A 20,887-nucleotide genomic window follows, 5' to 3' on the forward strand; every position below is an offset into this window, starting at 1 on the left:
GTTTCTTTCGTTCACGCTGCGCACATTGGAAATTTCTATTCGGCGGCACCTTCGCGGTCGTTTCGCTGTCGATGATAAATATTGCAATCAACGGAACGTGTGATGCCGTTTTTCAAAACGGCCCGCGAACGCCTATGGGTGAATCCGCCAACCGGACGAAGCAGCGTGCAGACGGTCGCCGGCTGTCCGGCCGGTCCGCCGCGATGCGCACGCTGCTCGGCCGTATCGAGAAAATCGCGCCGACCCGCGCGAGCGTGATGATTGCCGGCGAAAGCGGGGTCGGCAAGGATATCGTCGCGCGTCGGCTGCATGATCTGAGCGCGCGGCGTGACGGCCCGTTCGTGCCGATGAACTGCGGCGCGATTCCGGCCGAGCTTGCCGAGGCGCAACTGTTCGGGCACGAAAAAGGCAGCTTTACCGGCGCGATCACGCAGCGTGAAGGTTTCTTCGAAGCCGCGCGCGGCGGCACGCTGCTGCTCGACGAAATCGCGGAAATGCCGGCGGCGCTGCAGGTGAAGCTGCTGCGGGCGATCGAGTCGAACACGATCGTGCGCGTGGGCGGCACCGAGCCGATTCCGCTCGACGTGCGGTTCGTCTCGGCCACTCGCCACAATCCCGCCGAGGCGGTGCGCGACGGCCGGCTGCGCGAGGACCTTTTCTACCGGCTCGCCGCGTTCGCGATCTACGTGCCGCCGCTGCGCCAGCGCGACGGCGACGTCGAGACGATCGCGCAGGAATTCGTCGACACGCTGAATGCGCGACATCGCGCGCACAAGCAGCTGACCGACGCGGCGATCGCCGCATTGCGCACGTATTCGTGGCCCGGCAACGTGCGCGAACTGCACAACACGATCGAGCGCGCGTACATCCTGGCGGACGAAGGCATCGACGTCGCGCTGCCGAAGCAGGCGCTGCCGGCAGCCGAGAGCACGTCGGAAGGCGCGATGGCGCTGCCGGTCGGTGCGACGCTGCACCATGCGCAGCAACGCTTCATCGCGGAAACGCTGCGTCACTTCGACGGTAACAAGCCGCGCGCGGCCAAGGCGCTCGGCATCAGCCTGAAGACCCTCTATAACCGGCTCGCGCTGATGCGCGACCAGGACGATTCGTGAGCGGCGCGGCCCGCATGCCGCGGGCCGTCGGCCGCCAGTTGCGTCAGGCGACCTTGAACTGCCCGACCGTCGTCGCCAGCGCGTTCGCCTGCGACTGCAGCGCGGTGGCCGCCGCGGTCGACTGTTCGACGAGCGCTGCATTCTGCTGCACCATTTCGTCGAGCTGGCTGACCGCGCGGTTTACTTCCTGGATGCCGCGCGTCTGCTCGTTCGCCGCGTGCGTGATCTCGGAGATGATGGTCGTCACGTTGGACACGTTGGATACGATCTCGCGCATGGTGTCGCCGGCCTGGCGCACCTGCCCGGACCCGGCCGACACGCTCGCGACCGTCGATTCGACCAGCACCTTCACTTCGCGTGCGGCCTGCGCGCTGCGCTGCGCGAGGCTGCGCACTTCTTGCGCGACGACCGCGAAGCCGCGGCCCTGTTCGCCCGCGCGGGCGGCTTCCACGGCCGCGTTCAGCGCGAGGATGTTGGTCTGGAACGCGATCCCGTCGATCACGCCGATGATGTCGCCGATCCGGCCCGACGCTTCCTCGATCTTCCCCATCGTCGCGACCACGTCCGACACGACCACGCCGCCGTGCGACGCGATCCGCGACGCGGCCGCCGCACGTTCGTCGGCCTGGCCGGCGGCCGCCGCCGACTGACCGACGGTCGCGGTGATCTCTTCCATCGACGCGGCCGTTTCCTCGAGGCTCGCCGCCGCCGACTCGGTCCGCGACGACAGGTCCTGGTTGCCCGCCGCGATCTCGTTCGCGGCCGTGCGCACCGATTCGCTGGCGTCGCGGATCTGGCGCATCACGTCGTTCAGCTTGTCGATGAAACTGTTGAACGAGCGCGCGATGTCGGCGACTTCGTCGCGGCCGTCGGCCGGCAGGCGCCGCGTCAGGTCGCCGGCACCCGAGCCGATCGCGGCCATCGCCTGGCGCACCTGCGACAGGCGGCGGAACGCGGTCGCGGTGATCGCGCCGATGATCAGCGACGCCACGCCGACGATCACGATGAGCGTGATCAGCGATGCGGTCAGCAGCGAACGCATCCCGGCCGTCGCTTCGGTCTTGTCGAGCAGCACCAGCGCGTACCAGTCGGTACCCGGCACGGGTTTCGCGCGCACCAGCTTCGCGTCGCCGCCGACGCCGACCTCGACCGGCGCATTCGCTGCCGCGATCGAGGCCACGCCCAGCGAGCCGAGTTCGGGCGACACGTCGGCGACCGGCTTCAGCGTGAGCTTGGCGTCCGGGTGCGCGACGACGTGGCCGCTGCTGTCGACCAGCATCCCGAAGCTCGCCGGCGTCGGGCGGATCGACTTCACGTTGGCGATCACGCTGTCCATCGACAGGTCCGCGGCGACCACCCCCTTCAGCGCGCCGTCGCGCAGGATCGGCACCGCGAACGTGACGACGAGGTTGCCCGTGCCGGCATCGACGTACGGCGGCGTGACGACCGGCTTGCCGGCCTGCGCGGCCTGCTTGTACCACGGGCGGCCGGTCGGGTCGTAATCGGGCGGGATGCCGGTCGGGTCGGAGAAGTGGAACGCCTTGTCGGCGTAGCCCGCATAGACGTTCGTGAAGCCGCCGGCCGCGGCCATCTGCTTGAACACCGGCAGCGGATCGGGCGTCAGCGCGGCGTCCTGCAGCGACGCGATCATCCGGCTGCGGGTGGCGACCCAGTCGGCGATCCCGACCACGTGGCCGCTGGCGACCGAGGTCAGGTTGCGGTCGATCGCGTCGTCGTTGTACGAGCGTGCGATGAAATAGTTGATCAGGGTCGACGCGACCAGCGCGAATACGACGATGGCGACGCACGCGGCGAGGATGCGGGCGCGAATGGACGAGAACATGGCAACGACTCGGTAAGGGAGCGGGAACGCCCGGTGGACGAATTCACCGGGTAAACGGCAAATCGCACCGCTTACTTGAGGTCGTTGTGACAATTCAATGAAACGTATGACGAAACGCGTCGACGCCTGTCGGCGAATCGTCAGGATGGCCGGATTCGATGGACGGGCGGCGCGCCGGTCTCGGCGCCCGGCTCCCCTCCGCTACAACCGATGGCTCGGACGCGGATCTTCGTCCGCAGGTGCCGCGTCGGCCCGGGTATCGCGGTCGAAGTCGTCCTTCCGGCGCATCCGCTCGCGCAGATTCCGGATCGCGAACACGTGGATGTAGTCGTGCACGCGCGCACCGGACGACAGCGCGCGCACTTCGTCGTCGAGCATCGCACGCAGCTGATCCGCGCCGATCGCGCGCTGTTCGGCGGCTTCCTTGAGTGAATCAAGCAAATTGTCCTTGGACATCGACGAACTCCTGACGGTCGAGGAACGAAAAGATGACGGTACTGGAAGCTTAAAGACTGGATAGACGGGCGGCGTACGATGCGCCGACGCGTGTTTGCGCACGATCAACGGCACATTGCGTGCCGCCGCGCCGGTTCGTTGCGTTGCCGAACCGGCCGCGCGGGGTTCGCGGTGCACGTGGCCCGCGAACGAAACTGAAAGCCCTGCCACGCCACCCCGGGCGTGGCACTGGCGACGGGCGGCGGGTGGAACGCCGGGCGACGCCGATGCAAAAGCGAACTTAGACCGGCCGAAATCACGCGTCAAGCGGCGCCCGCCGCGTGCCGTTCATTCATGGGGGACGAACGCGCCGGACCGGCCGGCCGCCGCGCGTGTCAGCGGATTCCGATACGCGTCGCGCAATTTCCTGACAGCGACTTCAGCGCGCGCCGCTTGGCAGCGTGCCCTCGCCACACGATACTGATCACATGAACCAGGCGTTCATACCGGAACATCGCTCAGTCGGCCGTCGAGCCGGCACGCGGGGTCCGGCGCAGGAGACCAACCATGGCACATCGCAACTTACCGGGCCGGGACGGCCAGCGGCGCGCGTCGGGCAACGCGCGCGCCCTGCCCGCCCGGGCCGCGTCGGCCGGCAACCGTCCGTCCGACGATCTCGACACCCTGCTCGCGCTCGCACGCGAGGCCGGGTTGCTCGTCACGCTCGACGGGCAGATCGGCCGCGAAAAGTATCAGAGCGTCGCGGGGTCCGTCCTCGCGTTGCAGCGGTTCGCCGCGGCGCTCTGCGCGCGACACGCGGCCGATGCACCGGCCGGATCGGAGCCGCGTCGCAAGGCACGCCCCGGCTGGCCGCATGCGAATCGTTTGCGTAGCCGCACGTGCAGCGGGTGCGCGCCGCTGCACGTCGTGCGTCCGCATGTGCGGGTACGACGCGGCGCTGGCCGTCGGCACGACCTGCGATCGATTCTTCGTACCCTCTGATCTCCGTACTTCACCGACATACGGTGCGGTGCCGTGCAATGGCTGCGCGCGCCACGACACGGCTGTCATGCCGACGCGCTGCCGTGCACGCGTCCATGTTCGTCGCGATCCACATCGAAGCGAACGCGCGCGATGACGCACGACACGACGCGGCCGCATTCAACCCCCTTGCTGCGGGAAGTGGATTCGACGGGGCCAGGCGGAAAGCGGACGGGGTGACTTGCACCCCGCCCGTCCTCCAAGGCAACCGTCGGTTGCCTACCCTCGTGCCAGAGAGTTCCCGGTCGGATGACGCGCCGTATAAGCCCGTGGCGCGGCTCCTGAAATGATGTGACGGAAGTGAATGCGGCGGAAATGGCTACCCGCATGCAGGCGCGGGATCGTGTGCAAGCACGACAGACCCGCCGCGCCGCCGGACGTTCCATCACTGTCTCACGCGATGCGCGTCGCGTTTCTGATGCAGGTCAATCCTGAGCCGCATCGATCGCGACGACGTGCGATTCACTCCGCACCACGCACCAGCAGCACGGGCACCTGCGCGAGGTGCGCCACGCGTCGTGCGACGCTGCCGATCAGCCAGGCGGCGATGCCGCGACGGCCATGCGTGCCGACCACCAGCAACTCTGCCCGCCAGTGCACGGCATCACGCATCAGCGCATGGGCCACGTCGTCGCTGGTCGGATGCGTTTCGACGATGCCGCGCTTGGTCGGATTGCCTGTCGCGTGGAACAACGGGCCGATTTTCGCGAGCGCGTCCTCGCCCTCCGCGCGATACGCATCCTCGAGCGCGCGCACCGGCACGACATCGGTCAGACGAACCGCACGGTCGATCACGTACGCCGCATACAGCAACGTCCCCGGCGCGGCGAAGCCGAGGCCGACGCGCACCGCATGCAGCGACGGCTCGCTGCCGTCGACCGCGAACATCAGCCGCTGCAGCGTGCCGTCCGTCGGCCGTGCGTAGGTGCCGGGCACGATCAGCAGCGCGCAGCGCGCGCGTTTCGTCAGTGTGTCCGACATCGCGCCTTCGACGAGCCGCAACAGCCCGTGATGCGGATTTGCGCCGATCGCCAGCACGTCCGCGTGCCACGTCGACGTATCGTTCACCAGTGCGTCCGCGACCGAGCCACCCGTGACCGACGTATCGACGACCGCCTGTTCGACTTCGCTGCCGCTGTCGGCGAACAGCGCCGCGATCCGCGCGCAAGTGGCCTGCGCTTCGCGCATCATGTCCTCGCGCGCGGACGTCAGCAGCGCGTCGATGCGCGGAATGTCGGGCAACACGAGGCGCGGATTGTCGATCGCGCAAATGATGCGCAATCGCATGCCGGGACGCAGCAGCGTGCGCACATAGCGCGCGGCGGTCAGCGATTCGGGCGTCGGGTCGACGGCCAGCGCGATCCGCGCGAGCGTCGGAATGGATTGGGCAGGCTGCATGGCGAAGATCTCCGTGCGTGCGCGTCGTCGCTGAACGACGACGGAAGCTTCGCGCGGCAGCGGCGCGCGGCGGCCGGACAGCCGCCGCGGTCGCGGGGATCGGCGTGATGCCACGCGAAGCGCGGACAAGCAATGCGTTCGTTCAGCATAGGCCGTCGGGCCCGCGCATGCATGATCGCGATCAACGATCGTGCGGCGCCCTGCCCGTTTCCTCCGTTTACGACTTCGTCGGCATCGACGCGGTCGAACGGTTCGCGTAGAACAGCGCGTACGCGATGCCGAGCAGCACGATCCACACCGGCCCGATCACGAGCGCGACGCGCGTATCGGGCGTGAACGCCATCAACACGACGACCAGCACGAGAAAGCCGAGCGCGACGAACGAACCGAGCGGATAGAACGGCACGCGAATCGGCAGGCGCGCGATCTTGTCGGCCGACAGCGTGCGGCGAAACCGCATCTGCGCGATCAGGATCACGCACCACGTCCAGATCGCACCGAACGTCGACACCGACGTGAGCCACGTGAACACGTGCTGCGGCGCGAGATAGTTGAGCAACACGCCGATCAGCAGCAACGCGACCGACACGGCCACGCCGTACACGGGCACGCCGCTGCGGTTCACGCGACCGAGCGCGGCCGGCGCCTGGCCCTGCTGCGCGAGGTTGTAGAGCATCCGCGCGGTGCTGAACAGGCCGCTGTTGCACGACGACAGCGCCGCGGTCAGCACGACGAAGTTGATGATGCCGGCGGCGGCCGGAATGCCGAGCCGCGAGAACGTCATCACGAACGGGCTGCCCTGCGTGCCGATCTGGTCCCACGGATAGAGCGACATGATCACGAACAGCGCACCGATGTAGAAAATCAGCACGCGCCAGAACACCGAATTCACGGCCTTCGTCAGCGACTTCTCCGGATTGCGCGCCTCGCCGGCCGTGAGGCCGAGCATCTCGACGCCGAGATACGCGAACATCACGATCGGGAGCGCGGCGATCACGCCGTTGATGCCGTTCGGCATGAAGCCGCCGTGCGACCAGAGGTTCGAGATGCCGGTCGCGACCCCGCCGTTGCCGATACCGAACGCGATCATCAGCCCGCCGCCGATGATCATCAGCACGATCGTGACGATCTTGATCAGCGCGAACCAGAATTCGAATTCGCCATACAGTTTGACCGCGATGAAGTTCACCGAGCCCATCGCCAGCAGCGCCGCGAGCGCCCAGATCCAGTTCGGCACGCCGGGGAACCACATGTGCATGTAGACGCCGACCGCCGTGATTTCCGCCATGCAGGTGACGATCCACACGAACCAGTAGGTCCAGCCGGTCAGGTAACCGGCGAGCGGGCCGAGGTAGTCGCGCGCATAGCGGCTGAAGGCGCCGGCGACCGGGTTGGTGATCGCCATCTCGCCGAGCGCGCGCATGATCAGGAAGATCGCGAGGCCGCCCAGCAGGTAGGTCAGCAGGATGGCCGGGCCGGCCGTGCGGATCGCGGTGGCCGAGCCGAGGAACAGGCCGACGCCGATCGTCGCGCCGAGCGCCATCAGGTTGATGTGCCGTTCTTCCAGCCCGCGGTGCAACTGGTCTTCTGGTTGTTTCAAATCCGTCTCCTTGGCAGCCGCGAGCGGGCCGCCGTCATTGTGTCGATGACCATGCGCGCCCGTTCATGCCGATTGTGGCAGCCGAAAACGAAATAATCGCCGCTGTCGATTTCCGAATAAGAAACGACACGGATACCGCGTCAATCCGGTTGGAATTGCTGCGGATTATCCGATCTTTCCGGAACAATCCGGAAAAACGGATCGAGCCTTTCACCGAATACACCCGAGCGGCCCGCGCGACGCGGCTGTGCGCGTGACGAGCGGCAACGGGATTCATCGCTTTCGGCGCGAACGAACGCGCGTCGAATGTGCGCCATTTCGCGCACGCAATATGCAGGCGGGATTATAGGGAGGATCGGCGGTTTCATGCCAGGCGATTTTGGGGGAAATCGCGGCGGGCGAAATGGGTGACCGGATTTAAATCCGCGTAAAACGGTGTGCGTATTTATTTCGACAACGTCGCTCGCACCGTATACTCGCCCCCCAGCCCGCCCTGCTCGGGCCGCACGAAATACCGCGACGAATCCAGATCGGCCGGCAGCGGCTCGACCGGATAGCCATGCTTTTCCCACGCATCGAGGCCGCCCTTCAGCGCCCGGATGTTGTGGATCATCTTCTTGCGCTGCATCTTCGCGATGAGCCGCTTCGCAGTCGCCTCGTTCGGACACACGCAATAGACGACGATCGGCCGCTTCAGCACTTCCGGGTCGAGCAGGTCCGGCGAATCGAGATCGACCGGCACCGCGCCGGCAATCCGGTACGGCTCGCGGTCGCGGATCGCCTTCGGCCGCGCATCGAAGATCAGCGGCGGTTCGTCGGACGTCATCATCTCGACGAGCTGCGGCGGCGAAATGCGCACCTGTGCGAGATAGCGGCGGAACTGTACGCGGCGCACCCAGCGGTACAGCAGGAACGTGATGAAGATCGCGAGGAATGCGTCGAGGATCGTGCCGCCGCTCGCACGCACCCACAGCACGAACTGGACGATCTGGTCGTGAATGGCCGCACCGCCGATCAGCCAGAACGCCGCCCACAGCGACGCGCCCGCCAGATCCCAGAACAGGAACACGCCGATGCCGATCGCGGTCGTGCCGAGCAGCGGCGCCGACACGAGGCCGAGGCCCGGCAGGAATTTCGACAGCACGAGCAGCGGCGCGCCGTACCTTTCGAATACGTTACGCGCGAAGCGCAACGTCGTGTCGAGCGACAGCGAGAAACGCACGAGGCCGTTCAGCAGGCGCCGGCCGCGCGTGCGACCCATGAAGAACCACAGCGAATCGGCCAGCATCGTCGCGCCGATCGCCGCCGCGAACATGCTGACCCAGGACGCCTGCCCCATCGCCGCCATCGTGCCGCCGAGAATCAGCATCGGCACGGCCGGCACCGGCACGCCGAGCTGCGTGATCAACACGCTCGCGAACACGGCCCACGGGCCGAGCGACGATGGAATAGCGATGGGAAAGTGCCACACGGCGGCGCTCCTGGAAGACATGCGGGCCGCGCGACAGGGCCGTCGGTACGGCAGCGCACCGGCCGCCGCGGCACGTCCGCGACCGACCGGTGCATCGTACGCATTCTAAACGGGTTTGACCTCGACCGCGCGGAACGCAAGCCGTCGGCAAGGGCTTTGCACGCGGCGTGACGCGACCGTGACGGTCACACGTCGGAGCGTTGCGCGAGTTGCGCGACGTGCTCCGCGTAATCGGGAAACTCGGCCGCCAGTGCGACCGCATCGGCCAGCTCGAATTCCGCGAACTCGAACCCGGGCGCCACCGTGCAGCCGACGAGCGCGACGTGCGCCGGCGACGCGCAGCGCGCACCGAACCAGCTTCCGGCCGGCACCACGGCCTGGAACACGGTGCCGGGATGCGTGAGCGGGTTGCCGAGCCGGTGGATCGTCAGCCCGTCGCGCGCGTCGAGCACCCACACTTCGATCGGATCGCCCGCATAGAAATGCCAGACCTCGTCGGAACGGATGCGGTGCCACGACGAATACGCGCCGTCGCACAGCAGGTAATAGATGGCGGTCGACGCGGCACGGGGCGCACCGTCGGCCGGACGCACGACCGAATCGGTCGCGCGGTAGGTTTCACGGAAATAGCCGCCTTCGGGATGCGGCTGCAGGTCGAACTGGCGAATCAGGTCGGTCGCGGAAATCGGCATGGCAAATGACGTCGGTAAGGTAGGAAACCGGCATCCGGCGGACCGCCCGATCTCGATTCAGGCGACCGGGTGCCGCCGGATGTCCCTGCGTCGATCGCCGCGGCCATGCGCGCGGCGAACAAGCGGACACCGGCCGATGCTGCCAGAACTGCGTGCCCGGATGCAACCGTCGACGCGCAATCGCATGCAGGCGAGCGTCTCGTCGGCGCCCGCCGCGCCGTGTTGGACGACGCGACGGCGCAGCCCCCCGCTCACGCAGACATCCGGGATGCCGCGCGGCATCCTGTCGACTGCGGGCCCTCGTGCCGCAGCGGCGGCCGCCGTACGTCGTCGCTTACGCGGTCGCCGACGCGCCCGGCTCGCAGTGCCGCACCAGCAGCACCGGCCGGTCGGCCGCACGCAGCAACGATTCCGCCACGCTGCCGAGCAACAGCCTGCGCAGGCCGTGCCGCCCGCTCGTACCCATCACGATCAGGTCGGCGTCGGCTTCGGCCGCCGTGCGCATCAGCACCGTCGCGATGTCCTCGCCGTACGCGTCGAGCGCACGCACCGTGCCCCGCACATGCTGCTGCGCGAGCACCGCTTTCGCGTGGTCGAGCACCGGCGTCGCGGCATCGGTCGCGGCGACATCGCCATCGCGCTCGGCGGCGAAGCCGGCGTCGACGTCGACGAGCTGCGGCCGATGTTCGACGACGTACGCACAGGTCACTTCGCCGCCGGACGCCGTCGCGATCCGGATCGCCTCGTTCAGCGCGAGACGCGCGCTCGGGCTGCCGTCGAGCCCGACGAAAATCCGCTTGTACATGGTCCGTCCCTCCGACCGGGCGCGCGTCGCGCCCTGCGCAATCACGACCCGTTACCGCAGGCCGGCCCGGTGCCGGCTTGCCTGCCGAACAGTCTGCCCCACGTGCCGACGTGTGCGTTGACGCGCGTCAAGCGCGGCCGGCGCGCCCGCAGCTTCATGCCGTTTGCCGCTATTTCAACCGACCCCATTACAAAAAATGTGTAAAACGCGCACAATTTCATCTTCAAAATAGTCGTTGCACGCAGCCGGTGCGAGTTTTCCCGGTTTTGCCGCGCTGTCCGAGTGCCCCGGATAGCCCGAACAACAGAATGGCCATCGAATGACCCCCAGTGGAACCCCGACGCGGGACGCCCGAGGGCCCGCGCGCCTGCAGACCATGCTACGCCAGCCGCTCGCGGCCGGCGTCGCCGCGCTGTGCGCGGGCGCGCTGCTGTCGCTCGGCGTCGCGCTGCTGGTGCGCGAGCAGTGGCAAGGCGCCGTTCATACGCGTTTCGAACGCCGCACGACGCACGTGACGGCGATGCTGCGCCACGAGTTGCAGGCCGGCGTCGCCGTGCTCGAAGGCGCACGCGGCACGTTCGGGCTCGTCCCGGACATGACGCCCGGCCAATGGCGCCGATACGCGGAGACGCTCGATCTCGACAGCGGCCGCTCGCCGGTCCGGCAGATCGGCTATGCGCCGCTCACGCCCGCGGCGCGCGGCGCGCTGGCCGGCGCAAAGCCGCTGCCGGCCGATCCGCTCGCGGCAGCGACGCTCAGCGCCCCCGTCTCGAGTTCGCCGGTCGTGCGTTTCGGCGCGTCCGACGCGGCGCCGCTCACACGCGCGCTGCGGACCGGCGACATCGCGCTCGGCGTCCACCCCGCCGACGACGATGCCTCCCGCGACGCCCGTACCCTGACGCTGTTCCTGCCCGTGGCGACCTCGCCGCTGGCCGCCGCCAAGCCGTCCGGCACGCGCGAAGCTGGCGCCGACGGAGTGCTGTTCGCGGCGCTGAGCCCGCGGCGCCTGATCGAGCGCGCGCTCGACGCGGAACGCGGAATCGACCTGTGGATGACCGCCGGCGGCGATCCGCGCGCGATCGCCAGCGTCGAGACGACGACCGACGAAGCGTCGGCGTCGCCCGACCTGATGCGGCGTACCGATGTGCTGAATTTCGGCGGCACCGCGCTGACGCTCGCCTATTCCGCGGACGGCCGGCCGAGCGCGACCGGCGCGCAGCGTGCGGCCGGCACCGTGCTCGCCGCCGGGCTGATCGCGTCGTTCGGATTCGCGGCGCTCGTCCATGCGCTGCTGCGCAGCCGCGCCGATGCCGGCGCGAGCAGCCGCGGCATCCTCAACGAAGCACGGATGATGGGCATCATCCGTTCGTCGATGGAAGCGATCATCACGATCGACGAGAAGCAAACCGTCGTGATCTTCAATCCGATGGCCGAGCAGGTGTTCGGCGTGTCCGCGATGGAGGCGATCGGCGCGCCGCTGTCGCGCTTCATTCCGGAGCGGTTCCGCGCCGCACATGCGAAGCACGTCGACCAGTTCGGCGTGACGGGCGTGTCCGAGCGGCAGATGGGCCGCCAGCGCGTGCTGTTCGGGCTGCGGGCCAACGGCGAGGAATTCCCGATCGAAGCGTCGATTTCGCAGATCCGCGACGCGTCGGGCAAGCTTTATACGGTGATGCTGCGCGACATCACCGAGCGGCAGCGGGCCGAGAACGCGCTGAAGCAATCGCGCGAGGAATTGCGTGAACTGTCCGCGAACCTGCAGAACGTGCGCGAAGAGGAAAAAACCCGCATCGCGCGCGAGCTGCACGACGACCTCGGGCAGCAGCTCACCGCGTTGAAGATGGACCTGTCGGTCGTCGAGCAGCAACTGCGCATGCCCGGCCGCGCGCAACCCGATGAGGGCGTGCAGACGCATCTGCGAGGCATGCGGCGGCTGATCGACGCGACGGTCGCGTCGGTGCGGCGCATCGCGGCCGACCTGCGGCCGGTGATGCTCGACGATCTCGGCCTCGTGCCCGCGATCGAATGGCTCGCGAACGATTTCACGAACCGCTACGGGATCGATGTCGAGCGCCACATCGAAACGGGCGGCCTCACGTTCACCAGCGCAGGCGCGACCACGCTGTTTCGCATCGTCCAGGAAGCGCTGACGAACGTCGCGCGCCATGCGGATGCGACGCGCGTGGCATTGCGGCTCGACATCGAGGAAGGTTCTTGCGTGCTGCGCGTCGCGGACAACGGCCGCGGCGCGGCGCCCGGCGGGCCCGCCCACGAGGACAAGTCGTTCGGCCTGATCGGCATTCGCGAACGCGCGCACATGCTGGGCGGCACCGTGACGATCGACACCGCCCTCGCGCGCGGCTTCTCGATCACTGTCGCATTTCCGCTCGCCACCGTTCAACAGGACACGCTCATCACATGATCAAGGTGCTCATCGCCGACGACCATACGCTCGTACGCGACGGTCTGCGGCACATCCTCCAGAACGCCACCGGATTCGAGGTGGCCGGCGAAGCCTTCGACGGCCCGTCGACGATAGCGCTGGTGCGGGCGACGCCCGCGCAGGTGCTCGTGCTTGACCTGTCGATGCCGGGCCGCAACGGCGTCGAACTGATCAAGCAGATCAAGGACGAGAAGCCCGCGCTGCGCGTGCTCGTGCTGACGATGCACGCGGAGCAGCAATATGCGGTGCGGGCGTTCCGCGCGGGCGCGTCGGGCTATCTGACGAAGGAAAGCGCGAGCGCGGAGTTGGTCGGCGCGGTCACGAAGGTGGCGTCGGGCGGCGTCTACGTGAGCCTCGCGATGGCCGAGCAGTTCGCGCAGAGCCTGAACGAGCCGGCCGAAACGCTGCCGCACCAGCGGCTGTCCGATCGCGAATTCGACGTGTTCCGGCGGATCGCCGCCGGCCAGACGCTGACCGAGATCGCGAATGCGCTGTGCGTGAGCGCGAAGACGGTCAGCACCTACAAGACCCGGATCCTGGAAAAGATGCAGATGCCGCACGAAGCGGCGCTCGTGCGTTACGCGATGCGGCACAAGCTGCTCGACGAAACGGACGACGTGTAACAGACGACGTGTAGGACGACGTCCAGCCGGCGCAGTGCGGGCCTCGCTCACCGGGCCCGCGTCCGAACGGTTACTTCGCGGGCACCGGGCAAGCGAGGTCGCCTTCCTCGCAGGACAGATAGCCCTTCAGCGTTTCCGTGCGTGCCTTCGTCAGATCGTCGAGACAGGTCGATACGACCATCGGGTACGCACTGCCGCCCTCGGCATTCGCGCTCGAGAAATGGCATTCGGCGTCGCGGTACGCGATCCACGCGCGCTGCGCATTCACGAGCTTGTCGGCGAGCGGCGGCGCACCGCGCAGGCGGGCCGTGACGGCCTGGTAGGTTCGGTTCAGCTCTCCATCGGATTTCTTGTACGCGCGATCGGCACACGCCGTCATCGTCGCCTGATCCGTCGCGTCCGCGCAATTCGCCTGCGCATGGGCAACGCTCGCCACCAGCGCCAGCGAGCCCAGCAGACCAGTCAAGACACGCATGGATGCTCCTTGTTGTTCGTTGAAGTGTGGAACCCGGCGCCCTGCTGCGCCCCGTGTGCATTGGCCGCACTGCCGCGGCGACATCGACCGCGATGCTAGCGCACGCGCGACGGATTGTCAGCGGGTGCGGTACTGCGAGCGGCGTGATCGTTCACGGCAAGGTGCCGTTGAACCAGCTCAGGCCGGCATCCGGCGTGTCGCTCATGCACGCGGCAGACTCTCCGCGACCGGTTCGGCCGCTGGAATTCGTGCGCCGGGCCACTCGATGAAGAAGACGCAAAAAAGCCCGCACGATACGCGTGCGGGCTTTCTCGTTATGGCGTCAGCCGCGGCCCCGAGAGCCGCGGAACCACGACGGGCTCAGTGGCCGAAGTACACCGACGAGCGGTCGCTGACGGCCGGCGCGACGGCGCGCTGGCCCGACTGCGACGTCGCGACCGGGTTCGAACCGTAGCCGGTTGCGTCGGCTTGCGCACCGGCGTTCTGCGCGGCGGCGATCTTGGCCTGGGCGGCCTGGATGTTCTCCGGATAGTTGATCCAGTCGTTCGGGTTGTAGCCGGCCTTTTCGAGCTGGACCAGCTCGGCGCGCACTTGCGCGCGCGTCAGCGGCTGCTGGTTCGATTGGGCGAACGAGACGACCGGTGCGGCCACCAGGGCGGCCAGTGCAACTGCCTTGATCAGCGATTTCATGATGCGTTACCTCCAGGATTGTTTTGTCAGGCGCTTCGGACTCGAAGTCGTTGCGCATGAGTAGAAGTCTAGGAGTCGCCGCTATCAGGGTAAATACTTAAATCGCAAATTCACTGTTGACCGAAACCGTACAATCGCCCGGGAATAAGTCGATTCGTCAGATGATTGTCGCCGCGCATGTGCCGAATGCCGCGATTCGGTATCCGGCGCGCTCGGCCGCGCGTCAGCGCAGGCGATCGCTATCCGCCGACGCCATCTGCCTGTCGAACAGCAACGCCTTGAGGCGAATCAGGTCGTCGGCATCGAGGTCGTCGAACGCCGCATGATGCAGCGTCAGCGCCGGCCCCGCCGGGTCGGCATGCACGGCCCGCACGGTGCCATCGAGCGCCAACTGCACGACGCGGCCGCCGGTTTCGTACGGTAGCAGCACGCGCAACGGCTCGCCGGTTGCCGCGATCGGCCGGTCGACGGCGATCGACAGCCCGCTCAGGCTGATGTCGTGCACCAACCCGATGCCGTCCACCCCCTGCGCTCCGCCGTTGCAGCAGGCCGCGATGCGCACCGGCACGCGCGGCTCGGCGCGCGTGCGCAGCCGGTCGACGAAACCGGGCGGCGACAGGATCATGAACGGCGCGGCGCCCGACGCCAGCACCGATTCGACCGTCGCGCCGAAACGGGACACCGCGGCACGGCCGATTGCCACCGCTTCGACGTCGTCGCCGCGTGCGAACTCGAGCACGGCGGCGGGCTGCGGCTCGACGAACAGCGCCCCCGACGCGCCGACGCCGATCAACCGGCACCGTTGCAGCGCGCGCGTCGTGCCGACCCGGCGGCGAATGCCGATCGCGGCGCCCGCCGACAGGCCCATGCGCGTGGCGGGCGCGGTCGCCGCGGACCCGTGCGGATCGGCGTCGGCGTCCTCGCGGCGGCGCACGGGGCGGAAATGGTCGAACAGGAAAGCGTGCTGCGCGGCATCGCGCAGCGTCGTGCCGGCCGGCAGCAGCGCGGCGCCGTCGGCGTCGTAGAGGTCGAAGCCGAGCGGGACACCCGCGGAAAGGTCGTCGCGCGCGAGCGCGACGGAGTCGGTTGAAAGCCGCATCGGAGAAGCGCGGAGCGACCGCGCGCGCTGTCGTGACAACTTGATTACGGCAGCATCGCGCGGAACCTGAACGGCTTCGTTACTGCGAAGCGCCGGTCGCGTCAGGGGCGGCCGGTACCGACACCGGCGGCGGCGCCGGCACGGCCGAAGGCGCGACGCCGATACCGGCGCTGCTTGCGCTCGTCGCACTGGCGCCCGCCGGCGGCGGCGCAATCTGCGGCGGCTGCGGCTGCGACGCGCCCGACGACAGCGCCGCGGCCGATGCGGCCACTTCCGACGCCGGCACCCATTCCTCGACGATCCCGCCGGAGGCGGCATCCGGCGCCGAGGCAGCCGACGCCGCGCCCTCGTCGGTCTCGGCCGGACGCTCGATACGCTGCGTCCTGACCGGCGCGGGCGCCTTCTTCGCCTCGGGCGGGAACCACGTGTCGAACAGGTCGGTCACGCGCTCGCGCAGCGATCCGAACCAGCCCGGCGACGGCTCGGTATCGAATTTCGCTTTCGTATCGACGATCCGGGCGCGCTGCGCGCGCTGGAAGAAATCGCCGACGATCGGCAGCGCGCTGTGCGCGCCCTGCCCCCAGTAATCGCTGCGCAGCGTCACGCGGCCGTCGTCGAATCCGACCCACGCACCGGCGACGAGGCCCGGCTGCATCAGGATGAACCAGCCGTCCGCGTTGTCCTGCGTCGTGCCGGTCTTGCCGGCCACGTCGCCGCGGATGCCGAAGCGCGTGCGGATGCTGCCGCCCGTGCCGCGCGTCACGACGTCGCGCATCACGTCGAGCAGCGTCTTGTCGGTTTCGGCGTCGAGCGCGCGCTCGGGCGGCGCCGGTGCGTATTCGGCGAGCACCTCGCCCTGGCGGTTCTCGATGCGCGTCACCATCTGCGGCTCGACGTACAGGCCGCCGTTCGCGATCGTCGCGTACGACGCGACCATTTCCTTCAGCGTGACCGGGCTCGTGCCGAGCGCGAGCGACGGCACGCGTTCGAGCGGGCTTTCGCGCACGCCCATGTCGCGCGCCAGCCGCGCGACGGCGCCCGGCCCGACCTTCTCCATCACCTGCGCGGTGATCCGGTTGCGCGACAGCGCGACGGCGTCGCGCAGCGTCATCGGCTTACCGGTCGGCGGCGCGTCGTCGTTCGGCCGCCAGATCTCGCCGCCCTTCAGCGGAATCTCGACCGGTTGATCGATGAACGTATCCTCCGGCTTCATCCCGCTCGCGAACGCGGCGCCATAGACGAACGGCTTGAACGTCGAGCCCGGCTGGCGCCGCGCCTGCGCGACGTGGTCGAACGGCTCGCGGGTGAAGTCGCGGCTGCCGACCCACGCGCGGATCTGCCCGTCACGCGGATCGATCGCGAGGAAGCCGGCCTGCACGTCGGTCTTCGCCTTGCATAGCGCGTGCAGGAAGCCGCGGTCGGCCGCGAGCATCTTCATCGCCGCCGCGTCGTCCTTGCCGGCGTCCTGCGCGGCCTTGTACTCGGGCGATTCGCGCATGAAGGTGCGGAACACCTCGTTGTCGGTGCCGCAGCCGTCGCGGCCGCTCCACGCGTTGTTCGCGATGCCCTGCAACTGATTGCCCTGCAGCGTGAGCGCCTGCGTCGCCATCTGCTGGAGCCGCGAGTCGATCGTCGTGCGCACGATCAGCCCGTCCGAGTAGATGTTGTAGTCGTTGCGGTCGGCCCACGCGATCAGCCATTTGCGCAACTGCTGCGCGAAATGCGGCGCCGGCCCGGGCGGCTCCTTCTGACGCTCGAAGTCGATGCGCAGCGGCCGGCGCTGCAACTGCGCGAACTGCGCCGGCGACAGCTTGCCGTACTTCACCATCTGGCCGAGCACCGTGTTGCGCCGCTGCAGCGCGCGTTCGGGGTTCAGCACCGGGTTGTAGTAGCTGTTGCCCTTCAGCATCCCGACGAGCGTCGCGCTGTCGAGCACGTCGAGTTCGTCGGCCGACTTGTCGAAATAGGTGCGCGCGGCCATCTCGACGCCGTACGCGTTGTACAGGAACGGCACCGTGTTCAGATAGGTCTCGAGGATCTGGTCCTTGCTGTAGACGGCCTCGATCTTCAGCGCGGTGATCGCCTCCTTCACCTTGCGCGTGAGCGTCGGCGCGCGGCCGATCTCGTCCGGATACAGGTTGCGCGCGAGCTGCTGCGTGATCGTCGAGCCGCCCTGGCGGCTGCCCGAGAACGTATGCAGCGCGGCCGACGCCGTGCGTTTCCAGTCGAGGCCGTGGTGTTCGTAGAAGCGGTGATCCTCGGTGGCGATCAGCGCGTCGACCATGCGCGGCGAAATCTGCTTGAGCGGCACCCATTCCCGGTTCGACGGCTTGAATTCGGCCAGCAGCTTGCCATCGGCCGACAGCACCTGCGCGGGCTGGTCGACGCGCGCCTTGCGGATGTCGCCGATCCCCGGCGTGAACGGGATGAGCACGACCACGTATGCCGCGAACAGCGCCGGCACGGCGGCGGCCGTGAGCAGCACGCCACGGCGTGTCGGGTGGCGGACATGGTGCCACGCGGTGGCGGCGAGAGGCTTGGCCCGCGCGACGGCGGCCGCCGCGGCGGATTGGGCGCGCGTGACCCATCTGGCACACAAGGCACGCACTGACGACACGTTTCGGCGATTCACGCGGGTGGGGCTCGGCTGAAAAGGCTGCATCGTACCAAACTCGCGCGGCCGGCCGGCCCGCCGGGGCCCCGCGTCGGCATGCGCGGTGCGGTGTCGCGACGGCGCTCACGCAAAAAAGGCGCGTGCCCGGCAACCGGAACGACGCGCCAAACCTGGTACGACAACCTGAACGCCGCGCGACGGGGACGCGACAGCAGCGCGACTGGCGCCGCGGCTCAGCGCACGAGAAATCCGTACGTGAGCGGATCGCGTTCGTCGACGATCCAGTTCGCGAACCCGCAGATATGCGCACTGCCTTCCACTTCCGGGATCACGGCCGGAAAGTCGCCGACCGTCGTTTCGCGCAGCACGCGCCCCTTGAAGACCGTGCCGACGATCGATTCGTTGACGAGCGTGTCGCCGGCCGCGAGCAGCCCGCGCTGGTAGAGCTGCGCGACGCGCCCGCCGGTGCCGGAGCCGGTCGGCGAGCGGTCGACTTCGCGATCCGCGAACACGCAGCAGTTCGCCTGCGTCGAGCCCGCATGGCGCGGCGCGTTCGCGATGATCGTGCCGTAGATATGGTTGATTTCCGGGATCTCCGGATGGACGACCGGATAGGTCGCGTTCGCGGCCGCCTTCACTTCCGCGCCGAAGCGGATCAGCTTCTCGACCGCGGATTCGCGCACCGGCAGGTCGAACGGCGCGCCGTCGACATAGAAATAGAACGCGCCGCCATACGCGATGTCGCCGGTCACGGTACCGAACGACGGCGTGTCGACCGACACGTCCCGCCGCCAGATGAACGACGGCACGTTGACGAAACGCACCGGCCCCGCGTGCTCGCCGTCCCACTGGACGAACGCCTCGATGAAGCCGCACGGCGCGTCGATGCCGACCCGCGTTTCCGGCACGGTGCGCTGCACCCAGCCGAGTTCGACGGCCGCGGTCGACAACGCGATCACGCCGTGGCCGCAATGGTCGCTGTAGCCTTCGTTGTGCACGAAGATCACGCCGAAATCGGCATTCGGCGAGACCGGCTCGGTCAGATAGCCGCCGTACATGTCGGCGTGGCCGCGCGGTTCGAACATCAGCGCGCGGCGGATCTCGTCGGCGTGCGCCTTGAGCCACGCACGACGCTGGACGATCGTGTCGCCGGGCAGGCGCGGCAGCCCGCTCGTGACGATGCGGAACGCCTCGCCGCCGGTGTGCACTTCGACGGTGGACAGGGATCGGGAAATTTTCATGGTCGATCGGATGCGTTGAAACGAAGGACGGCGGCCGGGCCGCCGTCCGGTGACGGGCCGTGTGGGCCGTGGGGCAATTACTTCGCGTACGGTTCCGGCAGCCCGTTGCGGATCACATAGACGGTGGTCGGCGCGCCTTTCAGGTCGCCGTTCGCGTCGAACGAATAGGTGCCCGCGACGCCCGCGTAGTTCGACTTCGCGAGCTGCGCGCTCAGCTTCGCCTTGTCGGTGGTCGTGCCGGCCTTGACCATCGCGTCGGCGAGCAGCTTCATCCCGTCGTAGTAATTGACGCCGTAGACCTGCGTATCGGTGTGATAGGCGTCGTGGTACTTCTTCAGGAATTCGCGGCCGGCCGCCGTCTTCTCGAGCGCGACCCCGCCCTGCGCGCAGTAGACGATCGACGCCGCGTCGCCCGCGACCTTGCCCATGTCGGCCGAGCAGATGCCGTCGCCGCCGAGCAACTTCGCGCGCAAACCCCGTTGCTTCATCTGCTTGGCCATCGGCGCGCCCTGCGCCGCATAGCCGCCGAGGAAGATCACGTCGGGATTGGCGGCCTTGATCTTGGTGAGAATGCCGAGGAAATCGGTGGCCGACGAGTTCGTGTATTCCTGGTCGACGATCTTGATGCCGTTCGCCTTCGCGACGTTCATGAACTGCTCGGCGACGCCCTGCCCATACGCGGTGCGATCGTCGATCACGGCGGCGGTTTTCGCGTTCAGCGTCTTCGCGGCGAACGTGGCCATCGTGCCGCCGAGCTGCTCGTCGCTCGCACCGATCCGGAAGATGTTCTTGAAGCCCTGTTTCGTCAGTGCCGGGTTCGACGCGACCGGCAGGATCGGCACGCCGGCGGTCGAATACACGCGCGACGCGGGGATCGCGACGCCCGAGTTGTACGGCCCGAGCACGGCAACGACGCCCTTGTCGACGAGGTTCTGCGCGACCTGCACGCCGGCCTTCGGGTCGGCCTGGTCGTCTTCGGAAACCAGTTTGAAGGTGACGGTCTTGCCGACGACCTTGATGCCGGCCTTGTTGAGCTCCTCGACCGCGAGCCGCGCGCCGTTTTCGTTGTCCTTGCCGTTGGCGGCCTGCGGGCCCGTGAGGGGCGCCGAATGGCCGATCATCACGACTTCCTGCGCGTGCGCGGAAGTCAGCGCGCCGGCGGCAATAGCCACCGAGAGCGCGGTCACGAGGTGTCGCATGATGTCTCCTGATTGGTTTTGTGTGAAACCAATGTAGGACACGCGTGGTCACATCGCAAGCAATTTCAAAATAATGATCGGGATTTTGGTCATATTGAGTACCAGA

The 20,887-nt window shown here is 68.1% G+C and carries 18 protein-coding genes; 4 read left to right on the top strand and 14 right to left on the bottom strand.

Features of this window, described 5'->3' with window-relative positions; translation table 11 throughout:
• Positions 1–71: 71 nt before the first annotated feature.
• On the top strand, positions 72–1,112 hold the full coding sequence (locus tag H3O04_RS05265; protein ID WP_006479044.1) for a sigma-54 interaction domain-containing protein: 1,041 nt from the start codon (positions 72–74) through the stop codon (positions 1,110–1,112).
• A 43-nt stretch (positions 1,113–1,155) separates the two neighbouring features.
• On the opposite strand, the gene H3O04_RS05270 is transcribed toward H3O04_RS05265, so the two are convergent.
• Positions 1,156–2,955: a methyl-accepting chemotaxis protein gene (locus tag H3O04_RS05270; protein ID WP_006479045.1), complete on the bottom strand. Its 1,800-nt coding sequence runs from the start codon at positions 2,953–2,955 to the stop codon at positions 1,156–1,158.
• A gap of 201 nt (positions 2,956–3,156) precedes the next feature.
• Positions 3,157–3,411, bottom strand: a complete 255-nt coding sequence (locus H3O04_RS05275; RefSeq protein ID WP_034174805.1) for a DUF3562 domain-containing protein — start codon at positions 3,409–3,411, stop codon at positions 3,157–3,159.
• 546 nt (positions 3,412–3,957) lie between these two features.
• Between H3O04_RS05275 and H3O04_RS05280 the strand changes: the two genes are divergently transcribed.
• Positions 3,958–4,392: a hypothetical protein gene (locus H3O04_RS05280; protein ID WP_006479047.1), complete on the top strand. Its 435-nt coding sequence runs from the start codon at positions 3,958–3,960 to the stop codon at positions 4,390–4,392.
• A 501-nt stretch (positions 4,393–4,893) separates the two neighbouring features.
• Here H3O04_RS05280 and H3O04_RS05285 read toward each other — a convergent pair.
• The 6 genes from H3O04_RS05285 to H3O04_RS05310 all read right to left on the bottom strand — a co-directional run bounded on the left by H3O04_RS05285 (position 4,894) and on the right by H3O04_RS05310 (position 10,397).
• Complete coding sequence (locus H3O04_RS05285) at positions 4,894–5,829, bottom strand: universal stress protein (RefSeq protein WP_175779534.1); 936 nt, start codon at positions 5,827–5,829, stop codon at positions 4,894–4,896.
• A 217-nt stretch (positions 5,830–6,046) separates the two neighbouring features.
• The gene (locus tag H3O04_RS05290) at positions 6,047–7,429 is read right to left on the bottom strand and encodes an amino acid permease (RefSeq protein WP_023475731.1); all 1,383 of its coding nucleotides are present in this window, start codon (positions 7,427–7,429) and stop codon (positions 6,047–6,049) included.
• 34 nt (positions 7,430–7,463) lie between these two features.
• Positions 7,464–7,706 carry a hypothetical protein gene (locus H3O04_RS05295; protein ID WP_124476355.1) on the bottom strand — a complete coding sequence of 81 codons (243 nt, stop codon included), beginning with the start codon at positions 7,704–7,706 and terminating at the stop codon, positions 7,464–7,466.
• Positions 7,707–7,874: 168 nt separating this feature from the next.
• Positions 7,875–8,900 carry a DedA family protein/thiosulfate sulfurtransferase GlpE gene (locus tag H3O04_RS05300; protein ID WP_023475729.1) on the bottom strand — a complete coding sequence of 342 codons (1,026 nt, stop codon included), beginning with the start codon at positions 8,898–8,900 and terminating at the stop codon, positions 7,875–7,877.
• 185 nt (positions 8,901–9,085) lie between these two features.
• The gene (locus H3O04_RS05305) at positions 9,086–9,592 is read right to left on the bottom strand and encodes a cupin domain-containing protein (RefSeq protein ID WP_006479051.1); all 507 of its coding nucleotides are present in this window, start codon (positions 9,590–9,592) and stop codon (positions 9,086–9,088) included.
• 334 nt (positions 9,593–9,926) lie between these two features.
• Positions 9,927–10,397, bottom strand: coding sequence for a universal stress protein (locus H3O04_RS05310; RefSeq protein ID WP_202587274.1), 471 nt, complete (start codon positions 10,395–10,397; stop codon positions 9,927–9,929).
• A 319-nt stretch (positions 10,398–10,716) separates the two neighbouring features.
• Here H3O04_RS05310 and H3O04_RS05315 point away from each other — a divergent pair, with 319 nt between their 5' ends.
• Positions 10,717–12,819 (top strand): PAS domain S-box protein, encoded by a 2,103-nt coding sequence (locus H3O04_RS05315; RefSeq protein WP_202587275.1) that lies wholly within the window; start codon positions 10,717–10,719, stop codon positions 12,817–12,819.
• Positions 12,816–13,463, top strand: a complete 648-nt coding sequence (locus H3O04_RS05320) for a response regulator (protein ID WP_006479054.1) — start codon at positions 12,816–12,818, stop codon at positions 13,461–13,463. Before H3O04_RS05315 ends, H3O04_RS05320 begins: the two co-directional genes overlap by 4 nt.
• Positions 13,464–13,533: 70 nt before the next feature.
• Here H3O04_RS05320 and H3O04_RS05325 read toward each other — a convergent pair whose 3' ends face one another.
• The 6 genes from H3O04_RS05325 to H3O04_RS05350 form a co-directional block, all read right to left on the bottom strand.
• A complete protein-coding gene (locus H3O04_RS05325; RefSeq protein WP_027808352.1) occupies positions 13,534–13,938 on the bottom strand; it encodes a lysozyme inhibitor LprI family protein in 405 nt (134 codons plus the stop codon).
• A gap of 360 nt (positions 13,939–14,298) precedes the next feature.
• Entirely contained in the window at positions 14,299–14,628 is a 330-nt protein-coding gene (locus H3O04_RS05330; protein WP_006479056.1) for a DUF4148 domain-containing protein, read from the bottom strand.
• A gap of 223 nt (positions 14,629–14,851) precedes the next feature.
• Positions 14,852–15,727, bottom strand: coding sequence for a PilZ domain-containing protein (locus tag H3O04_RS05335; RefSeq protein ID WP_023475725.1), 876 nt, complete (start codon positions 15,725–15,727; stop codon positions 14,852–14,854).
• Positions 15,728–15,806: 79 nt separating this feature from the next.
• A complete protein-coding gene (locus H3O04_RS05340; protein ID WP_202587276.1) occupies positions 15,807–18,389 on the bottom strand; it encodes a penicillin-binding protein 1A in 2,583 nt (860 codons plus the stop codon).
• A gap of 185 nt (positions 18,390–18,574) precedes the next feature.
• Positions 18,575–19,582: a trans-3-hydroxy-L-proline dehydratase gene (gene lhpH, locus H3O04_RS05345; RefSeq protein ID WP_011547736.1), complete on the bottom strand. Its 1,008-nt coding sequence runs from the start codon at positions 19,580–19,582 to the stop codon at positions 18,575–18,577.
• Positions 19,583–19,659: 77 nt separating this feature from the next.
• Positions 19,660–20,781: a branched-chain amino acid ABC transporter substrate-binding protein gene (locus tag H3O04_RS05350; protein ID WP_124591630.1), complete on the bottom strand. Its 1,122-nt coding sequence runs from the start codon at positions 20,779–20,781 to the stop codon at positions 19,660–19,662.
• Between the last annotated feature and the right edge of the window lie 106 nt (positions 20,782–20,887).

This window comes from Burkholderia sp. KCJ3K979, assembly GCF_016759955.1.
GTDB lineage: Bacteria > Pseudomonadota > Gammaproteobacteria > Burkholderiales > Burkholderiaceae > Burkholderia > Burkholderia orbicola.